The sequence below is a fragment of the Pseudomonas sp. W17 genome (assembly GCF_040268305.1).
Taxonomy (GTDB): Bacteria; Pseudomonadota; Gammaproteobacteria; order Pseudomonadales; family Pseudomonadaceae; genus Aquipseudomonas; species Aquipseudomonas protegens.
In genome coordinates this window covers 3,196,692-3,215,026 of the sequence record NZ_CP158490.1, presented here as the reverse complement: position 1 = coordinate 3,215,026, position 18,335 = coordinate 3,196,692, and the positions used below count along the sequence as shown (strand labels likewise).

General features: G+C 64.0%; 15 protein-coding genes. 7 read left to right on the top strand and 8 right to left on the bottom strand.

Features of this window, described 5'->3' with window-relative positions:
• Nucleotides 1–200: 200 nt before the first annotated feature.
• Nucleotides 201–1,688, bottom strand: a complete 1,488-nt coding sequence (locus ABCR88_RS15020) for an aldehyde dehydrogenase family protein (RefSeq protein WP_011061501.1) — start codon at nucleotides 1,686–1,688, stop codon at nucleotides 201–203.
• A 284-nt stretch (nucleotides 1,689–1,972) separates the two neighbouring features.
• Here ABCR88_RS15020 and ABCR88_RS15015 point away from each other — a divergent pair, with 284 nt between their 5' ends.
• From ABCR88_RS15015 to ABCR88_RS14995, 5 genes are all read left to right on the top strand, one after another.
• Entirely contained in the window at nucleotides 1,973–3,307 is a 1,335-nt protein-coding gene (locus ABCR88_RS15015) for an aspartate aminotransferase family protein (RefSeq protein WP_011061503.1), read from the top strand.
• A gap of 175 nt (nucleotides 3,308–3,482) precedes the next feature.
• Nucleotides 3,483–4,157: a helix-turn-helix transcriptional regulator gene (locus tag ABCR88_RS15010; RefSeq protein ID WP_041118401.1), complete on the top strand. Its 675-nt coding sequence runs from the start codon at nucleotides 3,483–3,485 to the stop codon at nucleotides 4,155–4,157.
• 87 nt (nucleotides 4,158–4,244) lie between these two features.
• Nucleotides 4,245–5,060, top strand: a complete 816-nt coding sequence (locus ABCR88_RS15005; RefSeq protein WP_041118403.1) for a molybdenum cofactor biosynthesis F family protein — start codon at nucleotides 4,245–4,247, stop codon at nucleotides 5,058–5,060.
• A gap of 78 nt (nucleotides 5,061–5,138) precedes the next feature.
• The gene (locus tag ABCR88_RS15000) at nucleotides 5,139–6,521 is read left to right on the top strand and encodes an aspartate aminotransferase family protein (RefSeq protein ID WP_325984724.1); all 1,383 of its coding nucleotides are present in this window, start codon (nucleotides 5,139–5,141) and stop codon (nucleotides 6,519–6,521) included.
• Entirely contained in the window at nucleotides 6,518–7,279 is a 762-nt protein-coding gene (locus ABCR88_RS14995; protein WP_041118407.1) for an SDR family oxidoreductase, read from the top strand. Before ABCR88_RS15000 ends, ABCR88_RS14995 begins: the two co-directional genes overlap by 4 nt.
• Before the next feature lie 162 nt (nucleotides 7,280–7,441).
• On the opposite strand, the gene ABCR88_RS14990 is transcribed toward ABCR88_RS14995, so the two are convergent.
• Genes ABCR88_RS14990 through ABCR88_RS14975 form a run of 4 tightly spaced genes read right to left on the bottom strand, consistent with a single transcriptional unit; the run spans nucleotide 7,442 to nucleotide 11,253 of the window.
• Nucleotides 7,442–8,533 carry a polyamine ABC transporter substrate-binding protein gene (locus ABCR88_RS14990; protein WP_350404780.1) on the bottom strand — a complete coding sequence of 364 codons (1,092 nt, stop codon included), beginning with the start codon at nucleotides 8,531–8,533 and terminating at the stop codon, nucleotides 7,442–7,444.
• Nucleotides 8,534–8,580: 47 nt separating this feature from the next.
• On the bottom strand, nucleotides 8,581–8,922 hold the full coding sequence (locus tag ABCR88_RS14985) for a cupin domain-containing protein (protein WP_019095326.1): 342 nt from the start codon (nucleotides 8,920–8,922) through the stop codon (nucleotides 8,581–8,583).
• 57 nt (nucleotides 8,923–8,979) lie between these two features.
• On the bottom strand, nucleotides 8,980–10,386 hold the full coding sequence (locus tag ABCR88_RS14980) for an FAD-dependent oxidoreductase (RefSeq protein WP_015635771.1): 1,407 nt from the start codon (nucleotides 10,384–10,386) through the stop codon (nucleotides 8,980–8,982).
• Nucleotides 10,387–10,437: 51 nt separating this feature from the next.
• Nucleotides 10,438–11,253, bottom strand: coding sequence for a helix-turn-helix domain-containing protein (locus ABCR88_RS14975; RefSeq protein WP_011061511.1), 816 nt, complete (start codon nucleotides 11,251–11,253; stop codon nucleotides 10,438–10,440).
• A gap of 277 nt (nucleotides 11,254–11,530) precedes the next feature.
• On the opposite strand from ABCR88_RS14975, the gene ABCR88_RS14970 reads away from it, so the two are divergent.
• Nucleotides 11,531–11,800 carry a DUF1652 domain-containing protein gene (locus tag ABCR88_RS14970; RefSeq protein ID WP_011061512.1) on the top strand — a complete coding sequence of 90 codons (270 nt, stop codon included), beginning with the start codon at nucleotides 11,531–11,533 and terminating at the stop codon, nucleotides 11,798–11,800.
• A 45-nt stretch (nucleotides 11,801–11,845) separates the two neighbouring features.
• Here ABCR88_RS14970 and ABCR88_RS14965 read toward each other — a convergent pair whose 3' ends face one another.
• Nucleotides 11,846–14,311 carry a UvrD-helicase domain-containing protein gene (locus ABCR88_RS14965; RefSeq protein ID WP_350404778.1) on the bottom strand — a complete coding sequence of 822 codons (2,466 nt, stop codon included), beginning with the start codon at nucleotides 14,309–14,311 and terminating at the stop codon, nucleotides 11,846–11,848.
• A gap of 275 nt (nucleotides 14,312–14,586) precedes the next feature.
• Here ABCR88_RS14965 and ABCR88_RS14960 point away from each other — a divergent pair, with 275 nt between their 5' ends.
• Complete coding sequence (locus tag ABCR88_RS14960) at nucleotides 14,587–15,282, top strand: pirin family protein (protein WP_041118416.1); 696 nt, start codon at nucleotides 14,587–14,589, stop codon at nucleotides 15,280–15,282.
• Nucleotides 15,283–15,355: 73 nt separating this feature from the next.
• Here ABCR88_RS14960 and pgm read toward each other — a convergent pair whose 3' ends face one another.
• Both pgm and ABCR88_RS14950 read right to left on the bottom strand, forming a co-directional pair.
• Complete coding sequence (pgm, locus tag ABCR88_RS14955) at nucleotides 15,356–17,002, bottom strand: phosphoglucomutase (alpha-D-glucose-1,6-bisphosphate-dependent) (protein ID WP_325984727.1); 1,647 nt, start codon at nucleotides 17,000–17,002, stop codon at nucleotides 15,356–15,358.
• 211 nt (nucleotides 17,003–17,213) lie between these two features.
• Nucleotides 17,214–18,236, bottom strand: a complete 1,023-nt coding sequence (locus ABCR88_RS14950; protein WP_072441700.1) for a zinc-dependent alcohol dehydrogenase family protein — start codon at nucleotides 18,234–18,236, stop codon at nucleotides 17,214–17,216.
• Nucleotides 18,237–18,335 lie beyond the last annotated feature (99 nt).

Below are 18,335 nucleotides of genomic sequence, written 5' to 3'. Positions count from 1 at the left end.
GGGCACGCCTGATGGCGGAGTGCTTGGCTGTCTGACGCAGCTGTCTTCATGTTCACACCCTGTAGGAGCTGGCTCGCCAGCGAAGGCGTCGGCAAGATCACCGCCCAATCCAGGGGCCTCTTCGTCGGCCAGCCGGCTCCTACAGTAAACCGGTTGGCCCTGAGCCCGCAGGGGCCGGCTGGCCGGCGAAGGCGTTCGGCTCAATAAGCGATGCACACCGACTTGTTCTCGGTGTAGGCCTCGATGGCCGCATGGCCCATCTCGCGACCGATGCCCGACTGCTTGTAGCCACCGAAGGGCATCGATGGGTCCAGCATGTTGTGGGTGTTGACCCAGACAGTGCCGGCCTTGATCTGTGGAATCAGCTGCATGACCCGCCCCAGGTCGTTGGACCAGATGCTCGCCCCCAGCCCGTACTGGTTGTCATTGGCCAGGCCCACCACTTCGTCCAGGGTGTCGAACGGCGTGGCCACCACCACCGGGCCGAAGATTTCCTCGCGCACCAGTTGCTGGTCGGCGTGCACATCGGCCACCACCGTCGGGCGCACATAGAAGCCCCGCTCGCCATGGGCGACACCGCCACAGAGCAGCCGGGCGCCCTCTTCAACTCCGCGCTGGACCATCTGTAGCACGCGTTTTTGCTGCTTGGCGGAAATCAGCGGATTGATCTGTGCCTGCTCGTCCAGCCCCGGCCCGATGCTCAGGGACCCGGCAATGGCCACCAGGCGCTCCAGCACCTCGTTATAGATGCGGCGCTGGATGTACAGCCGCGAACCCGCCGTGCACACCTGCCCCTGGTTGAAGAAGATCGCCCCGGCGGCGCCGGCGGCGGCGGTCTGCGGGTCGCAGTCGTCAAGCACGATCACCGGCGACTTGCCGCCCAGCTCCAGGGAAAAACGGGTCATGTTGTCCACCGCGGCATGGCCGATCAGCTTGCCCACCTGGGTCGAGCCGGTGAACGCCAGCTTGTCGATTCCCGAATGGGCGGCCAGGGCCGCGCCGGCCTGGGCGCCACTGCCGGTGACCACGTTGACCACCCCGGGGGCGATCCCCGCTTCCAGGCACAACTGGCCCAGGCGCAACGCGGTCAGCGGGGTTTCGTCCGCCGGCTTGAGCACCACGGTGCAGCCACAGGCCAGGGCCGGAACGATTTTCCAGATGGCCATCAGCAGCGGGAAGTTCCAGGGCACGATGGCCCCCACCACGCCCACCGGCTCCGGCACGGTGTAGGCCCGGTACTGCGCCCCGGGCACTGCGGCGATGGAAACATCCAGGCTCTTGCCCTCGATCTTGGTGGCCCAGCCGGCCATGTAGCGGGTGAACTCTGCGGCCGCTCCCACCTCCAGGGCCCGGGCCAGGTGGATCGACTGGCCGTTATTGAGGGTTTCCAGTTGCGCCAGTTCCTCGCCATTGGCTTCCAGCAGGTCCGCCAGCTTCAGCAGCAGGCGCTCGCGGTCGGCGGGGCGCTGCGCCTTCCAACTCCCCTCGAAGGCCCGACGTGCGGCGTTCACCGCCAGGTCGATATCGGCCTGGGCGGCTGCCGCGACCTCGGCCAATTGTTCGCCACTGGCGGGGTTGTACACCGCCATCCGCGCACCGCTGAGGGCCGGCTGGCTGTGACCGTCGATCAGCAGGCCATGCTGACTGTCTATGAATGCAGCGACACGTGGGTCGATGGCAACGCTCATCTTGAATCCTCGCAGGTAGACCTAGTTCGAGATGGACTTTGAGCGCAAAGGCGCACGCCGTCTTGACCCTGGCTGCCGCGAAACTTGGCCCTGGCTGCCAGCCCCGCCAGGGCCTTCGCTGGCAAGCCAGCCCTTGCAGGTGCACGCCATTTACCAGCGAACAGGCCCGCAAACCCGCCACTGGCAGCCTGGGTCAAGTGCCCTGGCACACAGAGGCAAGCCAGGGGCGCATAAATGACGCACTAATATCTCCACGCTGTCCGTGCGTTATCAGGAGACTCAACGTGAGCGAACCAAGCCGTTTCTGGCACCCCATGCTGCACCCCAACGAAATGAAGCAACGCGAGCCGATCCGCATCGTCCGTGGCGACGGCTGCTATGTGTATGACGACAAGGGCCACCAGCTGGTGGATGGCGTTGCCGGGTTGTGGAACGTCAACGTCGGCCACAACCGCAAGGAAGTGAAGGCGGCGATCACCGCGCAACTTGATGAACTGGAATACTTCCAGCTGTTCGACGGGGTCAGCCATCCCCGGGCCGAAGAACTGTCGCGGGTGGTGATGAACCTGCTGGAACCCGAGGACATGCGCCGGGTGGCCTTCAGCTCCGGCGGCTCGGACGCCATCGAAAGCGCTTTGAAGCTGGCCCGCCAGTACTGGAAGCTCGAAGGCCAGGCCGACCGCACCAAGTTCATTTCCCTGCGCCAGGGCTACCACGGCACCCACTTCGGCGGCGCCTCGGTCAACGGCAACACGGTGTTCCGCCGCAACTACGAGCCGCTGCTGCCGGGCTGCTACCACATCGATACCCCCTGGCTGTACCGCAACCCCTACAGCCAGGACCCGGAAGAGCTGGGCAAGATCTGCGCCGACCTGCTGGAGCGGGAAATCCAGTTCCAGAGCCCGGACACCGTCGCCGCCTTCATTGCCGAGCCGATCCAGGGCGCTGGCGGCGTGATAGTGCCACCGGCCAACTACTGGCCGCTGATCCGTGAAGTCTGCGACAAGTACGGCGTATTGCTGATCGCCGACGAAGTGGTCACCGGCTTCGGTCGCAGCGGCTCGATGTTCGGCAGCCGCCTGTGGGGCGTCAAGCCCGACATCATGTGCCTGGCCAAGGGCATCACCTCGGGCTACATCCCACTGGGCGCCACGGTGGTCAACCGGCGCATCGAGGAAGCCTTCGAGAAGAACGCCAACTTCACCGGGGCCATCATGCATGGCTACACCTACTCCGGGCACCCGGTAGCCTGCGCCGCCGCCCTGGCGTGCCTGGACATCGTGGTCAAGGAGGACCTGCCGGCCAACGCCGCGAAAATGGGCGACTACATGCTCGACAAGCTGCTGCCCTTCGTCGAGCGCTTCGACACCGTCGGCGAAGTGCGCGGCAAGGGCCTGATGCTGGCCCTGGACCTGGTGGCGGACAAGACCACCCGCGAACCCATTGACCCCATGAGCGGCTACGCCAATCAGGTGGCACAGATCGCCCGGGACAACGGGGTCATGGTGCGCCCGGTGGGCACCAAGATCATTCTCTCGCCGCCCCTGGTGATCCAGCAGGCACAGGCCGATGCCATAGTCGACGCCCTGGCCGAAGGCTTGAGCAAGGCCCGCCGCTAACCCCGGCCGCAGGCTGCGATCGAGGCAATCACGATCGCAGCCTGCAGCGCTGGAGGCTTGCCAGGCACGCCCAGCACCGTTTCACTGTGGCAGTCCGGGTTCCGGACAGGATCAATCCACGTCGTTGCGCCCCTTTCACCGAGCCACTGCCCCAGGTGCAGCCAGGAGCCATCCGATGAACGCACCCGCGTCCCTGCCCGGCCCCCATGAACTGGGCCACCGCTGCATCGCCGCTTTCACCCGGGTAGTACCCGCCAGCCTCTGCGCCTTCTACCGCATCGATGCCCAACTGCAGGCCCGGGATTTTTCGCTGTACCGCATGCCGGAGCAGATGCACCAGGCCTACCTGCAGCACTTTCGCCACTACGACCCCCTGCAACCTCGTCACTGCGCCGCGGCGGGGCGCCCGGTGCTGTCTCTGCACATGGGCATGGCCCACCAGGGCCATCACGAGAGCGAGGTTTATCAGGGGTTCCTGCAGCGCCATGGGGTACTGGATGTGGTGGAAATCCTGGCCCGCGATGGCGAACGGCCGGTCGCCGGCCTGTCGTTGCTGCGCGACGTCGGGCTGGGGCACTTCAGCGTGGAGGAACTGGGCACCCTGCATGCCTTGCAGGGCCTGCTGGAGATTGCCGCCCTGGCGCCCTGGTCCCAGGTCGATGAGCGCCTGTCGGGCCTGACACCCCGGGAGCGGGAAATCGCCTGGCTGCTGCGCGACGGCGCAGACAACAAGACCATCGCCCGGCGCCTGGACCTGGGCCTGCCCACGGTCAAGACCCACTTGATCAACCTGTTCCGCAAGGTCGGCGTCAGTAACCGTACGGAGCTGGTCAGGGCGCTGTTCCTGTAAAGCCCGGGCACTTCAACCATAAGGTTGATGGGCAACCCGGGGCTGGCGGCCGAACATACAGCTCTCCTTGCTGACAAGAGCCTTGCCATGAACCCGCAACCTGAATGGATCACCGTCGGAGCCCTCGCCGATGGCTTTGCCGAAGACAATCACATCCTCCCGGCGGTCGACGACCTGGCGGGTCGCCACCTGACTCTGCACTTCGACAACCACTGGCAGATCGAACACCATTTCGCCGCCCACACCCTGCGCTGGAACAACGTCGGGGAAGCGGCCGGCGCCGAGTTGCCCTATCGCGCAACCTGCCTGCGCCCCGGCATCTACCTGGTGGACTTCCTCAAGCACGAACAGGGGCAGATCCACTCGGTGAGCCTGGTCCTGGACCTTGAGCAGCAATGCTTCAGCGCCGTCATCGGGCAGATGCCCAGCCAGGCCGAATCCAGCGTCGACCTGTTCAGCCGGGCCCTGGCCGGTGGCGAGCTGACCTCGGTCAAGGCCCAGTTTCTCCACGGCGCCATCGACACGCCGGTCACCGCCAGCACGCCACGCCATGAACCCACCGATGAACTGGTGGGCCTGCGCAACCGGTACATCTACAGCGCCAGCGAGGCCTACGAGCACATCTACCTGAATGCCAACTTCTACAGCTGGCAATGCCTGCGGGGCGTCGAACAGGGGCTGGCGGATACCGACCGCTGCCACTACTACAAGATCGCCGAGCAGCTGTACCTGTTCGTCTGGCGAGAAAAGATCGTCCCGACCCTGGGCCTGGTGCTGATCGACCTCAAGGCCGGTCGCAGCGACGGCAAGATCTTCGGCTACCAGGGTGCCGACTTCAGCAGCGCCGCCAACTTTCCGGTGGGAGCCCTGGCAGAGGTGCTCAACCGTACCCGGCACCGCTGATACCCGCCCCCTGGCTCCAGGCTGCCGGCCCAGGCCGGCACCTGGGCCAGCCAGCCCTCTTCCTCACAGGACACTGCCATGACTCTGGGCCTCGATCTGCAACGCGTCGCCAGTTGCTACCAGACCGAACTGCAACTGTTTGCCGAGAAACACCCGCGCTCCGGCGCTTTCTACCAGGAAAACCTCCAGCATTGGCTGTACGGCGCGCCCTTGCACTGGATGCAGCAATGGCCCGGCTCCTACCCGATCATGGTGGCCGACGCCCAGGGCGCGACCCTCACCGATTGCGACGGTCATCACTACGTGGACTTTGCCCTGGGTGACACCGGAGCGATGTTCGGCCACGCCCAACCGGCGGTCGCCGCTGCCATCGCCGAACAGGCACTGCATGGTTCGACCCTGATGCTGCCCACGGCCGACAGCCTGTGGGTCGGCAAGGAACTGACCCGGCGCTTTGGCCTGCCCTACTGGCAGGTCACCACCTCGGCCACCGACGCCAATCGTTTTGTCCTGCGCCTGTGCCGGATGATCACCGGGCGGCAGAAGGTCCTGGTATTCAACTGCAACTACCACGGCAGCGTCGACGAGTCCCAGGTGGAGTTCGACGCCCAGGGCCAGATGATCCCGCGGGACGGCGTGCACGCCAACGGCCTGCAGCACCAGGCCACCACGCGGCTGGTGGAGTTCAACGACCTGCCAGCCCTGGAAGCGGCCCTGGCCCATGGCGACGTGGCCGCGGTACTCACCGAACCCTTCATGACCAACGTCGGCATGGTGCCGCCAGCCCCGGGCTTTCATGATGGCCTGCGGGAGCTGACCCGGCGCTACGAGGTGCCGCTGATCATCGACGAGACCCATACCCTGTCCTGCGGCCCCGGCGGCTATTGCGGCGAACACGGGTTGCAGCCGGACTTCTTCGTTCTCGGCAAATCCATCGCCGGTGGCATTCCCACGGCGGTCTGGGGCGCCAGCCAGGCCATGGCCGAACGGATCTGGCAGGTGCTGCCGCATTTCCAGCCGGGCCAGGCGATCAACCATTTCGGCTTCGGCGGCACTCTGGCCGGCAACGCCCTGCAGATGGCGGCCATGCGCGCCACCTTCAGCGAAGTGATGAACGAGGCCAGCTACGCCCATATGTTCCATCTCGCCGAGCGCCTGCGGGCCGGGGTCCAAGCCATCATCCACAAGCACCGCCTGCCCTGGCACGTGACCCGCATCGGTGCCCGGGTCGAATACCTGTTCATGCAGCAGCCTCCGCGCAACGGCGGTGAGGCCCATCATGCCCGCCATGGGCTGATCGAAGCCTATCTGCACCTGTACCTGCTCAATCGCGGGGTGTTGCTGACGCCGTTCCACAACATGGCGCTGCTGTGCCCCACCGCCAGCGAGGCGCAGGTCGACCTGCACAACCGCCTGCTGGACCAGTGCCTGGCCCAGGTTCTGCCAGGAGCCGCCTCATGAGCCAGGCTCTGCATGGGCGCATCGCCCTGGTCACCGGTTCCGGCCAGGGCATCGGCCGGGCCATCGCCCAACTGTTCGCCGCCCAGGGGGCCAGGGTCATGCTGGCGACCCGCAGCGCGGCATCAGGCGATGAAACCCTGCGGCTGATTCGCCAAGCCGGCGGCACCGCCGAACTGCTGCCTGTGGACCTGGGCACCCGCAATGCCGCCGAACAGGCAGTGGCGGCAACCCTGGAGGCCTTCGGCGGCCTCGACCTGCTGCTGCACAATGCCGCGATCTTTCCGATGCAGAAGCTGGCCGAACTGGAGGATGAAACCCTGGATAGCACCCTGGCGGTGAACCTGAAAAGCTGCTTCTGGCTGACCCGAGCCGCCTTGCCGGCGTTGCGCCGGTCCCAGCAGCCGAGGATCGTCATCACCTCCTCGGTCACCGGCCCGCGCACGGCGATTCCCGGGCTCGCGCACTACGCGGCCTCCAAGGCCGGGGTCAATGGTTTTATCCGCGCTGCCGCGCTGGAGCTGGCGGAATATGCAATCACGGTCAACGGCGTGGAGCCCGGGCTGATTGCCACCCAGGCCATGGACAATCTCGGCGACGCTTCGACCCTGGCTTCGAGCATTCCCTTGAAGCGCCTGGGCAGTGCCGAGGATATTGCCTGGGCCATGCTGTTCCTGGCGTCACGGCAAGCGGGCTATATCACCGGCCAGACCCTGGTGGTGGATGGCGGCGCCCTGCTCCCGGAAAACACCCAGCTATAGAAACTGCCGCCCCCACACCGGCACCTAAGAGGCGGACCGGCTGGCGCCCTCTATGGAGAACGACGGGCGTAGGAGCTGGCCTGCCAGCGAAGGCGACCCCGAGCGCAACACAAGGCTTGAGGCCCTCTTCGTCGGCAAGGCGGCTCCTACGAAGGGGTCAGGTCAGCTGCCGCTGCGGATCTTGTTCCACAGGCGGGTGCGGATGCGGTCGATGTCCAGCGGCATGGCCTCCAGGGCAAACAGCTTGTTCATCATTTCCGGGCTCGGGTAGACCTTGGTGTCGTTCTTGATGGCCGGGTCGATCAGGCTGTCGGCCTGCAGGTTGCCATTGGCGTAGTGCACGTAGTTGCTCACGCCGGCCATCACTTCGGGGCGCAGCAGGTAGTTCATGAAGGCATAGCCGGCCTGCTCATCCGGGGCATCCACTGGCATGGCCACCATGTCGAACCAGATCGGCGAGCCTTCCTTGGGAATCGAGTAGCCGATCTCCACCCCGTTCTTCGCCTCCCTGGCACGGCTTTCCGCTTGCAGGATGTCGCCGGAGAATCCCACCGCCACGCAGATATTGCCGTTGGCCAGGTCGCTGGTGTACTTCGACGAGTGGAAGTAGCTGACATAAGGCCGGACCTTCATCAGCAACGCCTCGGCCTGCTTGTAGTCAGCCGGGTTCTTGCTGTGGTGCGCCAGCCCGAGGTAATTGAGAGCGGTAGGGATCAGTTCCGGGCCATTGTCGAGGATCGCCACCCCGCACTTCTGCAGCTTCTGCATGTACTCGGGCTTGAAGATCAGGTCCCAGGAATCCAGTGGGGCATCGTTGCCCAGCACTTCCTTGATCTTGGCCACGTTGTAGCCAATGCCGGTGCTGCCCCAAAGGTAGGGGAAGCCGTGCTGGTTGCCCGGGTCGTTGACCTCCAGGGCCTTGAGCAGCACCGGGTTGAGGTTCTTCCAGTTGGGCAGCAGGCTCTTGTCGAGCTTCTTCAGTGCCCCGCCCTGAATCTGCCGGGCCATGAAGTGGTTGGAAGGAAACACCACGTCATACCCGGATTTTCCGGTCATCAACTTGCCGTCCAGGGTCTCGTTGCTGTCATAGACATCGTAGGTGAAACCAATCCCGGTTTCCTTCTGGAAGGCCTTGGTGGTGTCCGGGGCGATGTAGTCCGACCAGTTGTAGATCTTCACCGTATCGGCCTGGACCAGGGACGTGGCCAGGAACAACGGGCTGAGCAATAGCAACGCGCAAGTCTTGCGGATCATGAGTCGATACCTGTGGCTGGTTTTGTTGTTGGCAGGCAATCAAGGGATCAGAAAATCAAGACATAGGTCTTGCGCACCGTTTCCTGGATATCCCAGATCCCGGTGCTGTTGGCCGGCAACATCAGTGCATCACCGGCTTCTATGTGCAGGGTTTCGCCGTTGTCCGGGGTGAAGGTGCAACGGCCCTGGATGAAGTGGCAGAACTCCTGGGCGACGATCTGCCGCCGCCAGCGCCCCGGGGTGCATTCCCAGATGCCGGTCTCGACCCCGTCGTTGCGTTCGACGGCGGTCACCGAGGTCACGGCCACCGGAGTGCCCAGGGGCACCGCCACTGGTGCCGATTCGGCCAGGGTGGCGGTGGCGGTTTGCTTGAATTGGGTGATGCTCATGGTTCTACCTTTCGACGGGAAATCCGAACGGACAGCGTTCGGTACATAGAGGCCGGCTCAGTGCATGAAACCTTCCATGAAGCCGGCGATCCGGCTGGCCATCCTGCGCCGCCATGGAGCCGAGGCCGGGTTGGCCAGGGTCTGGTCCTCGTGCACGAAGCTGCGAATGATCGCGTTGTAGCCCAGCCAGCGGCACGGCTCCGGCTCCCAGGCCCGCAGGGCCTCCAGGCCGCACTCGGGCATGACCCAGGGTTGGTGTACCAGAGGGCTGTCGCGTTCCAGGATCAGGTCCGCCAAGGTCCGGCCGCCGAGGTTGCTGGCGCCCACACCCTCGCCGCCATAGCCGCCGGACAGGGCGATGCCCTTGCGCCGGTCGCAGAGCATGTGCGGCTTGAAGTGCCGGGACATGCCCAGGTTGCCGCCCCAGGAATGGCTGATGCGCACGTTCTTGAGTTGCGGGAACAGCTCGCCGAACAGGTAGCGGCGCAGTTCCACTTCGTCACGGGTCAGGTCGAAGTCATGGCGCAGCTTGCTGGCGAACTGATAGCCGCCCCGGGCACCGAACACCAGCCGGTTGTCCATGGAGCGCTGGCCATAAGTCACCTGTCGGCTGCTTTCGCTGAAGGCCTGGCCCTGGCTCAGGCCGATTTCTTCCCAGACGGACTCCGCCAGCGGCTCGGTGGCCACCAGCAGGCTTTGCACCGGCAACTGGTAGCGGCCCAGGGGCGGCAAGGTGACCGAATAGCCTTCCACTGCCGGCACTATCCAGCGGCTGCGCACCGAAGCCTGGGCCGTCTGCAGGCTGCCGGACTGCCAATGGGTCACCGGGCTGTTTTCATAGAGGGTCACCCCCAGGCGCTCAACCGCCCGGGCCAGGCCGCGCACCAGCTTGGCCGGCTGGATGGTGGCGCAATGCGGGGCATAGATACCGCCATAGGGCTTGGCCAGGCGGATCTGCTGGGCCAGTTGCTCGGGGTTGAGCCAGCGGTAGTCGTCCTGGTTCAGGCCCTGGGCATAGAGTTTGTCCAAATAGTGGCGCAGGCTGGTTTCCTGCTCCGGGTAGCGGGCGGCGCAATACAGCACCCCGCCCTTGCGGTAATCGCAGTCGATGCCCTCACGTTCGATGACATTGGCCACTTCATCGGGGATTCCGTGCAACAGGTCGAAGGAGGCCCGGCGCTGCTGCGGCGACAGAGCGGCCAGCAGCCGGTCTTCTCCCAGCAGGTTGCCCATCAGCCAGCCGCCATTGCGGCCCGAGGCACCAAAACCGGCGGTTTGCGCTTCGATCACCGCAATATTCAACTGCGGCGCCTGGCGCTTGAGGTAATAGGCGGTCCACAGCCCGGTATAGCCGGCGCCGATGATCGCCACGTCCAGGTCCAGGTCTTGCGCAAGCTGCGGCCGCGGCAATAGCGGCTCGTCGAGCTGGTCCATCCACAAACTGATACTGCGCCACGCTGGCATGCAAGCACTCCGCAACCCGAATTTCGAATGCGGCGATCCTAGTGCCTGGCCTCAGGGGCTGTCTTGCGCGCGTGCACGCAAAGAAATTTGCTTGGCGTAGGCCTTGGGCGACTGGCCGGTGTGCTGGCGAAAACAGCTGTAGAAGGCCGACAGCGAGTTGAACCCTGCGGCAAACGCCAGCTCGTCGATGCGCAGCGGCGGCGTGGCCTGGTCCAGCGCTGCCAGCAGATGCTGCAGGCGCGCCTGGTTGACGTAGCGGTAGAAGCTCTGCCCCAGCACCTGGTTGAGCAGGTAGGAAATCTGGTTGCGGCTGTAACCGCATTCCCGGGACACCCGCTGCAGGTCCAGCTCGGGGTCCAGGTACGGCTGCTGGCGCTGGAAATACTGCTGCAGGTCCTCGGCCATGAAACTCAACTGGCGCGGCGACAGCCCCAGCCGGCTGGCCGCCGGGCGCAGTCTGGCGGAGGACTTGCTCGGTGCCGGCTCCCGGACCAGTGAAGCGTACTCGTTGACCCGCCAGATCAGCCCGTCGCGCACGGTGATCGCTTCACTGGAGCGAAATGACACCAGGCCCTGGCCGCCGCGCAGGGTCACCTGGTACTGGATAAACGCGGTGTTGCCATCCAGGCGGATGCGATCGCTGTGCTCCAGGGCCTCGTCGGGAGCCCGGGGCATGCTGGCCCGCACGTATTCGCGCAGTTCCTCCAGGCCCAGGGTGCGGTTCTGGAAAAAGTCGTTGTATTGGATGTCCGGGTGGTACAGCGCCATTACTCCATCCAGGTCCCGGTGCTTCCAGCACAGGTGGTAGCGCATCACGGTTTCACCGGTGGCCTGGGTGTGCAGCGGCCCGTCATCGGGGGCAGACATAGGTTTCTCGAACAGGAAAAGGCGCAGCTTGCCGAACTTCGCCAAGGGCTTCAACGACCGGCCGCCGGCCAGATACGGCAGCCGCCGGGGGGTGCCTGGGAGATGACATGACTTGCATCAATAATCCGTGAGTGAACCGCCGGACGGTGGGCAAAAAAACTGCGAACCGTCACAAGCCAATGCTATTTTTAAAACCTCAACCGATCGGGTCATTGACGATCCGGTCGTTCCTACCGCGAGCACAAGGAAGCGCTCAATGAATCAAGGTGGGCCACCGATGAACAGAGTCTGGGCCAGTAAAGTCACCTTTCCCAACGCCTGCCAGCTGATGCGCTGGCATTTTCATCCCATGGGTTTCGAAGCCAGCATGGATGCGCCCGGCAGCATGATCGCCCGGCTCTTCGATCGCGCCAGCGGCGAAACCATGATCGCCATCGCCGGCATTCCCTGTGCCACGGTAATGAGCGCTGCGGATGTCGAACGAATAATCGAGGCGGTGGAAGATGAGCTGGAGGCCTTTTCCCCGTCCCTGGCACTCAAGGCCTGAAGCCCCGCTGCCTCACCCGAAGCCCGCCTCGCCAGCGGGCTTTTTTCATGTCGCCTGGCGCAAGTCCTGGAAGTACGGCTTGTCTCGCGGTACCCGGTCCGAAGCCTTGGGCGCATTGCCCGAGGGGCCTTCCTGGCGGTCCACATACCAGTAGCAATGCTTGGCCGCCCGAGTGATGCCCACATAGGCCAGCCGCAGGATCTCGTCCTTCTGTGCGCTGTCGTAGGGCTCGGCATCGCCGTCCTTGCCCAACCCGGCCATGCGATAGACCTGGTTCTTGTACGGCGAACTGCTCAGGTGCTGGCAGTCGCCCAGCAGGAATACCGCATCCGCCTGCAGTCCCTTGGCGCTGTGATAGGTCAGCTGTTTCAGGCGCCGCGACCCTGAAGGCAGGCTAGAATCAACATTAACTATTTGTGAAATAACGTTTTCAATCAATAACTTATCGCTACTTTTTCGAAACAACATCAAGATCGAATCACCCCGCTCATAGTGCTCAGCCAGACGCTGGGCCAGGCCCTGGTCATCGCGATCGAGCACCTGCACCGGCCACAGCTCCGTAGCTTCGCCGCTGGCCTTGGCCTTCTTTCCGGCAATGGCCGGCGCCGCGCGGACAATATGTTCCGCGGCATCGATCACATGCTGATGGCTGCGGTAGTTCTCGCTGAGCATGACCCGGGTGGTGCTCGGGGACGGGAACTCCTTGTTGAACTCGATGAAGTACTTGGGCGAGCTGCCCCGCCAGCCGTAGATCGACTGCCAGTCGTCACCGACGCAGAGCAGCGAGGAATGCTGGGCGGCGCGCCCGATGTGCAAGGCGGCGCCTCGGCTGCGGATCGCCGAAAGGCTGGCCCTGATCCAGGAAACGATCTGCGGCGAAACATCCTGGAACTCGTCGATCATCAGGTGTGACATCGGGCGCAGGCAGGCATCGCTGAGCAGCTTGAAGTTCTCCGGCGAGCGCTCGCTGAACAAGGCGAACATGCGGTTGTAGCTCATGATGGGCGGCGACTGATCCAGCAGATGATCCTCCAGGGCTCGCCAGAACAGGCTCAGGGCCTCGAAGAAAAACCGGTCCGGATCGTCCTGGGCAAAACTCATGCCCGCGACGGCATCGCCCACTTCCAAGCCCAGGTTCTCGATAAAGCCTGCGGCGGCGACAAAGCAATCGAGCAGCGGCGCCGACGCCAGCTCACCCTTGACCTTATAATCGAAACCCGGACCGCCATTGACCTGGGCCGAAAAGGCGCCGGCAGAACGCTTTGAAGCTTCGTAACTATCAAGCCAAATCAATGACTTACGACAAAAAGCTTGAAACAGGGTGCGCTTTACAGCCCACTCCGCCCGCACCGTCAGCTTGGCCCCGGGCCGGGTCAGCTGCGGGCTCTCGCGCGGGTCGAAACCCAGCACCACCCAGGCGTCCAGCTCCGCACAATAGCCATGGCTGTGAAAGGTCGCACCGTTGATTTCGAACCGCTGGCGCTGCGGCTCGATGCCCTTGATCGGCCAGGCGCCCGCGCGAAACCACAGGTCCTCCACGGTGTCGCAGAGCTCTTCATCGCGCTTGGCCGCCAGTTCGGTCACCGCCATGCGCTTTTGCACGTCAGGGTGATCGCGCTCCAGTTCCTTGAGCTGCAGGGCGTGGCGCACCAACGGCTGCAACGCCAGGCGAAAGCGCGGGTCATCGCGGTACAGTGCCTGGTAGCAGGCATTCAGGTGCCGGCGCTGGGCGTCGTTGATGCGCAGATCGAATGGGTTGCTGTCCACCTCGTCTTCGCCGCCTTGGAGCCGATCGCTGAGGTTCTCGAAGGCCTGCAGGCGCTCGAAGCCCGGCAGGCTGCGGACCATGGGCAGAATCCGCGAGTGGAAAGTCCGCACCAGCTCCCGGGCTTCCCTGGCGCCCAGTTGCCGCCCCCACAGGGCAAAGACTTGCGTGAGCTTGGTGATGAAGTCCTTGCGCGACTCCCGGGTGAAGGTCACCACGGTCATGGCGTCCAGTTCGAAGCCCAGATAGTGATGCAACAGCAGCAGGCGCAGCACCAGCGAGGTCGACTTGCCGGCCCCGGCCCCGGCGATCACCGCGGTGGCGGGTGTGTCGCTGAAAATCATCTTCCACTGCGCGGCGCTGGGCTGCGCGGCGGCGGGCAGCAGGCGGGCGACATCGGCCTTGAAGCGCTTTTTCAGCTCGGCGCTCAACGGCAGGCGCCAGTCATCGAACAGCCGGTCATCCACCCCGGGCGGGCGGTGCTCGGTGTTGCGGCTGTCGCGGATCAACAGCACCTGGCGGCCTTCCTCCAGCCCCTCAAGCCGACCTTCCTGGTAGCCGTATTCCACGCCGGCAGTGTGACCACTGCGAAAGCCATCGGCCTGACCATGCAGCCAGGAAGCCCGATGCTGGGCCCGCAGGCGGTTCAGGCCATGGCCGAAGAAGCGCGCCGCGAGGCGTTTCAACAAGGGCATCTGGGCCAGGGGCAAAAGCTCGGGGGGCAGATCGGGGGTGTGTTGCGACACGCGGACTCCAGGGTGTGAGGCTGAGCAGTAATCTTCGGCGGATTGTTCCACGGTATCCAGCCAATTGCTTGCAGGTCATTAACTTAAGCGATGAACCGAAGGTTTAACACCAACTTTGCGACAAAATAATCATCTAATTTTACGATTGGATTACGGCATTTTTTGCGCTTTTTATCGATCTATAGCTGATGGAAGATGCTCGCCATCAACCAACGGTTATCGTTTTCTGGCCCGGGTATAACGTGCCATGACGAGCCCTTAATGAGGAGAAGATCATGCTTGAACTCAGACCTTTCAGCTCCCTGGGCGGCGCGCACCACGGCTGGCTGGATGCCCACCACCATTTTTCCTTCGCCGAGTACCATGACCCCAAGCGCATGCACTGGGGCAACCTGCGGGTCTGGAACGATGATGTGATCGCCCCTGGCACCGGCTTCCCCCAGCACCCGCACCGGGACATGGAAATCATCACCTACGTTCGCGAAGGCGCCATCAGCCACCAGGACAACCTGGGCAACAAGGGCCGCACCGAAGCCGGTGATGTACAGGTGATGAGCGCCGGCACCGGGATCGCCCACAGCGAGTACAACCTGGAAGCCACGCCAACCAAGATATTCCAGATCTGGATCATCCCCAACCAGGCAGGCTCTGCGCCTTCCTGGGGTGCCAAGCCTTTTCCCAAGGGCCAGCGTGAAGGTTTCGTGACCCTGGCCAGTGGCAAGGCTGGCGATGAGGAAAGCCTGCGGATTCGCGCCGATGCGCGGCTGGTGGCGGCCAACCTGAAGGCCGGGGAAACGGCCGAGTATCACCTGGACGACGGGCGCCGGGCTTACCTGGTTCCGGCGACTGGCGCGATTGAGGTCAACGGCCTGCGCGCCGAAGCTCGAGACGGCATCGCGATTGAGAATGAGCCGGTGCTACGGGTTACGGCGTTGCAAGACAGCGAGATCGTGCTGGTGGATCTGGCGTGAAATACAGCGGCCAATAAAAAGGGGCGACCGTGATGGTCGCCCCTTTTTTTGTCTGACGGGCCCGGAGCGTCGGTCAGTTGCCGCTGATGGCGGTGTCCACCAGGGTCTGGGCTTCCTGCACCAGTTGCTTGAGGTGGTCGTCGCCGATGAAGCTTTCAGCGTAGATCTTGTAGATGTCTTCAGTACCCGACGGGCGTGCGGCGAACCAGCCGTTCTCCGTCATGACTTTCAGGCCGCCAATGGCCTGGTCATTGCCCGGTGCATGGCTGAGGATCTGCTGGATCGGCTCGCCGGCCAATTGGGTCGAAGTCACCTGCTGTGGCGACAGCTTGCTGAGCAGGGCCTTCTGCTGCGGGTTGGCCTTGGCATCGACGCGGACCGAGAACGGCTCACCCAGCTCGTCGCACAGAGCGCGGTAGGCCTGGCTCGGATCGCGACCGGTACGCGCGGTCATTTCCGCCGCCAGCAGGGACGGGATCAGGCCATCCTTGTCGGTGCTCCAGACGCCACCGTCGCGGCGCAGGAAAGAGGCACCGGCGCTTTCTTCGCCGCCAAAGCCCAGTGAGCCGTCGAACAGGCCATCGGCAAACCACTTGAAGCCCACCGGCACTTCATACAGACGGCGGCCCAGGCGTGCAGCGACCCGGTCGATCAGGCCGCTGCTGACCACGGTCTTGCCCACCGCGGCATCAGCGCGCCATTGCGGCCGATTCTGGAACAGGTAATCGATAGACACCGCCAGGTAGTTGTTCGGCGCCAGCAGGCCGCCGCTCGGGGTGACGATGCCGTGGCGATCGTGATCAGGGTCGCAGGCGAAGGCCACGTCGAAGCGCTCCTTGAGGCCGATCAGGCCCTGCATGGCGTAGCTGGAGGACGGGTCCATGCGGATCTGCCCGTCCCAATCCACCGACATGAAGCGGAAAGTGGCGTCCACTTGCTTGTTCACCACCTCCAGGTCCAGGCGGTAGTGCTCGGCGATCGCCGACCAGTAGCGCACCCCTGCTCCGCCCAGCGGATCCACGCCTAGGCGCAGCTTGGCGTTGCGGATGGCGTCCAGGTCGATGACGTTGACCAGGTCGGCGACGTAGGTGTTGAGGTAATCGTGGCGATGGGTGGTGTCCGCCTTCAGCGCCTGTTCGTAACCGATGCGCTTGACCCCGGCCAGCTTGGCTGCCAGCAGTTCATTGGCCTTGGCTTCGATCCACTTGGTGATGTGGGTGTCGGCCGGGCCGCCGTTGGTGGGGTTGTACTTGTAGCCGCCGCTTTGTGGCGGGTTATGGGACGGGGTGATGACGATGCCGTCCGCCAGGCCCGATGTACGCCCCCGGTTATAGCTGAGGATGGCGTGGGACACCGCTGGGGTCGGGGTGTACTCGTCGCCGGCAGCAATCATCACGGTCACGCCATTGGCCGCCAGCACTTCCAGGGCGCTGGCCCCGGCCGGGGTCGACAGGGCATGGGTGTCGATGCCGACAAACAGCGGGCCGTCGATGCCCTGGGATTCGCGGTACAGGCAAATGGCCTGGCTGATGGCCAGCACATGCCATTCGTTGAAACTCAGATCGAACGAGCTGCCACGGTGCCCGGAGGTGCCGAAGGCCACACGCTGGGTAGACACCGATGCATCAGGCTGACCGGTGTAATAAGCCGTAACCAGTCGCGGGATGTCGACCAACAATTCAGCCGGTGCCGGTTTGCCCGCAAAAGGACTGAGAGTCATGCAAAACCTCTGGAAAAGGATGGTTCGGAAATGGGCCGCAGTTTACTGGCAGTTTGACCGCAGCGCGATGGAATCTATCCCGGCGCCCCGGCGCTTTTATGCAGCAGCCGGCTTGCCGGCAAAAGGACTGCCAGGGGAAAAACTAAAAAGCCGGCGCAAGGGCCGGCAAATCGAGGCAATAAAAAACGCCAGGCTTTGCCTGGCGTTGGGATCAGACCGATTCGACCTGAAGCGCGACCCGTTCGCGGCATGGGCATTCATCCATGTAGCGGTGCGCCTCGACAAACTCGTTGAACGCGAATACCCGGGTCTTCAGGGGGAGCAGCACCCGGTCCGCGGTGAGCTGGTTGATGTCGCGCAACGCACGCTGCAGCGCGACCTGATCCTGAACAATTCCAAGCTCCGGCTTGCCAGTGAAGTTGCCGATGCAATGGACGAAGAACTGGATGTTCTTCTGGAACGCCGCGCAGGCCGGGAACGGCGTCTGGTTGCCGCCTTGCAGGCCATAGAGCACCAGGCTGCCACGGGGCGCCAGGACATCGCCGAGCATGGACATCTGCGGGCCGCCCAGGCCGTCGAACACCACGTCGACGCCGCGGTTGTCGGTGAGCTTGTTGATCTGCATCAGCAGGTCCTGTTCCTCGGTGACAATCACCTTCTCGGCACCCAGGGACAGCAGGTATTCACGCTCTTCAGCGGTCTTGGTCGCGGCAATCACCCGCACACCCAGGGCCTTGCCCAACTGGACAAAGGACGGCCCGGCACAATGGCTGGCGTCGGTGACCAGGGCAAACTGCCCCGGCTTGACCCGCGCCAGGTCGGCGTAGGCGAAATAGGCGATCAGCAGCGGCGTGTAATGAACAGCAGCCTCGATCGGGCTGAGAACATCGGGATAACGGGTCAGGGCCGAACGCGGCAGGACGATCAGCTCGCCATACACCGGGTAATCGTTGGGGCTTTCGGCGGGAAAACTCGCCACCTTGTCACCTACCGCCAGGTCGTCGACGCCCTCGCCCACGGCCGTGACCACACCGGCCATTTCGTGCCCCAGGCCCGAGGGCAGGCGCGCATGGGACGACGCCAGGTTCTGCCGCCAGAGCACGTCATACCAGCTGATACCGATGGCTTCGACTCGTACCTGCACTTCGCCTGGCGCAGGCAACGAGGCCGCATGCTCTTCGCATTTGAGCACCTCGGCCGGTCCAAACTTGTGAAAACGAATCGTGCGGGACATCGCAAACCTCGTCAAATTAACCTCTAATGCCGCGAACTTTATCCGGGCTTTGCAAGCAAGACTATCAGTGCCTATTAATAGTCGACATGCCTGGCATTG

Bases quoted from the DNA above. Each gene is read 5' to 3' on its own strand.
- ABCR88_RS15020 (WP_011061501.1), bottom strand. From the start codon at position 1,688: ATGAGCGTTGCCATCGACCCACGTGTCGCTGCATTCATAGACAGTCAG.
- ABCR88_RS15010 (WP_041118401.1), top strand. From the start codon at position 3,483: ATGAACGCACCCGCGTCCCTGCCCGGCCCCCATGAACTGGGCCACCGC.
- ABCR88_RS15005 (WP_041118403.1), top strand. From the start codon at position 4,245: ATGAACCCGCAACCTGAATGGATCACCGTCGGAGCCCTCGCCGATGGC.
- ABCR88_RS15000 (WP_325984724.1), top strand. From the start codon at position 5,139: ATGACTCTGGGCCTCGATCTGCAACGCGTCGCCAGTTGCTACCAGACC.
- ABCR88_RS14995 (WP_041118407.1), top strand. From the start codon at position 6,518: ATGAGCCAGGCTCTGCATGGGCGCATCGCCCTGGTCACCGGTTCCGGC.
- ABCR88_RS14990 (WP_350404780.1), bottom strand. From the start codon at position 8,533: ATGATCCGCAAGACTTGCGCGTTGCTATTGCTCAGCCCGTTGTTCCTG.
- ABCR88_RS14985 (WP_019095326.1), bottom strand. From the start codon at position 8,922: ATGAGCATCACCCAATTCAAGCAAACCGCCACCGCCACCCTGGCCGAA.
- ABCR88_RS14980 (WP_015635771.1), bottom strand. From the start codon at position 10,386: ATGCCAGCGTGGCGCAGTATCAGTTTGTGGATGGACCAGCTCGACGAG.
- ABCR88_RS14975 (WP_011061511.1), bottom strand. From the start codon at position 11,253: ATGTCTGCCCCCGATGACGGGCCGCTGCACACCCAGGCCACCGGTGAA.
- ABCR88_RS14970 (WP_011061512.1), top strand. From the start codon at position 11,531: ATGAACAGAGTCTGGGCCAGTAAAGTCACCTTTCCCAACGCCTGCCAG.
- ABCR88_RS14960 (WP_041118416.1), top strand. From the start codon at position 14,587: ATGCTTGAACTCAGACCTTTCAGCTCCCTGGGCGGCGCGCACCACGGC.
- pgm (WP_325984727.1), bottom strand. From the start codon at position 17,002: ATGACTCTCAGTCCTTTTGCGGGCAAACCGGCACCGGCTGAATTGTTG.
- ABCR88_RS14950 (WP_072441700.1), bottom strand. From the start codon at position 18,236: ATGTCCCGCACGATTCGTTTTCACAAGTTTGGACCGGCCGAGGTGCTC.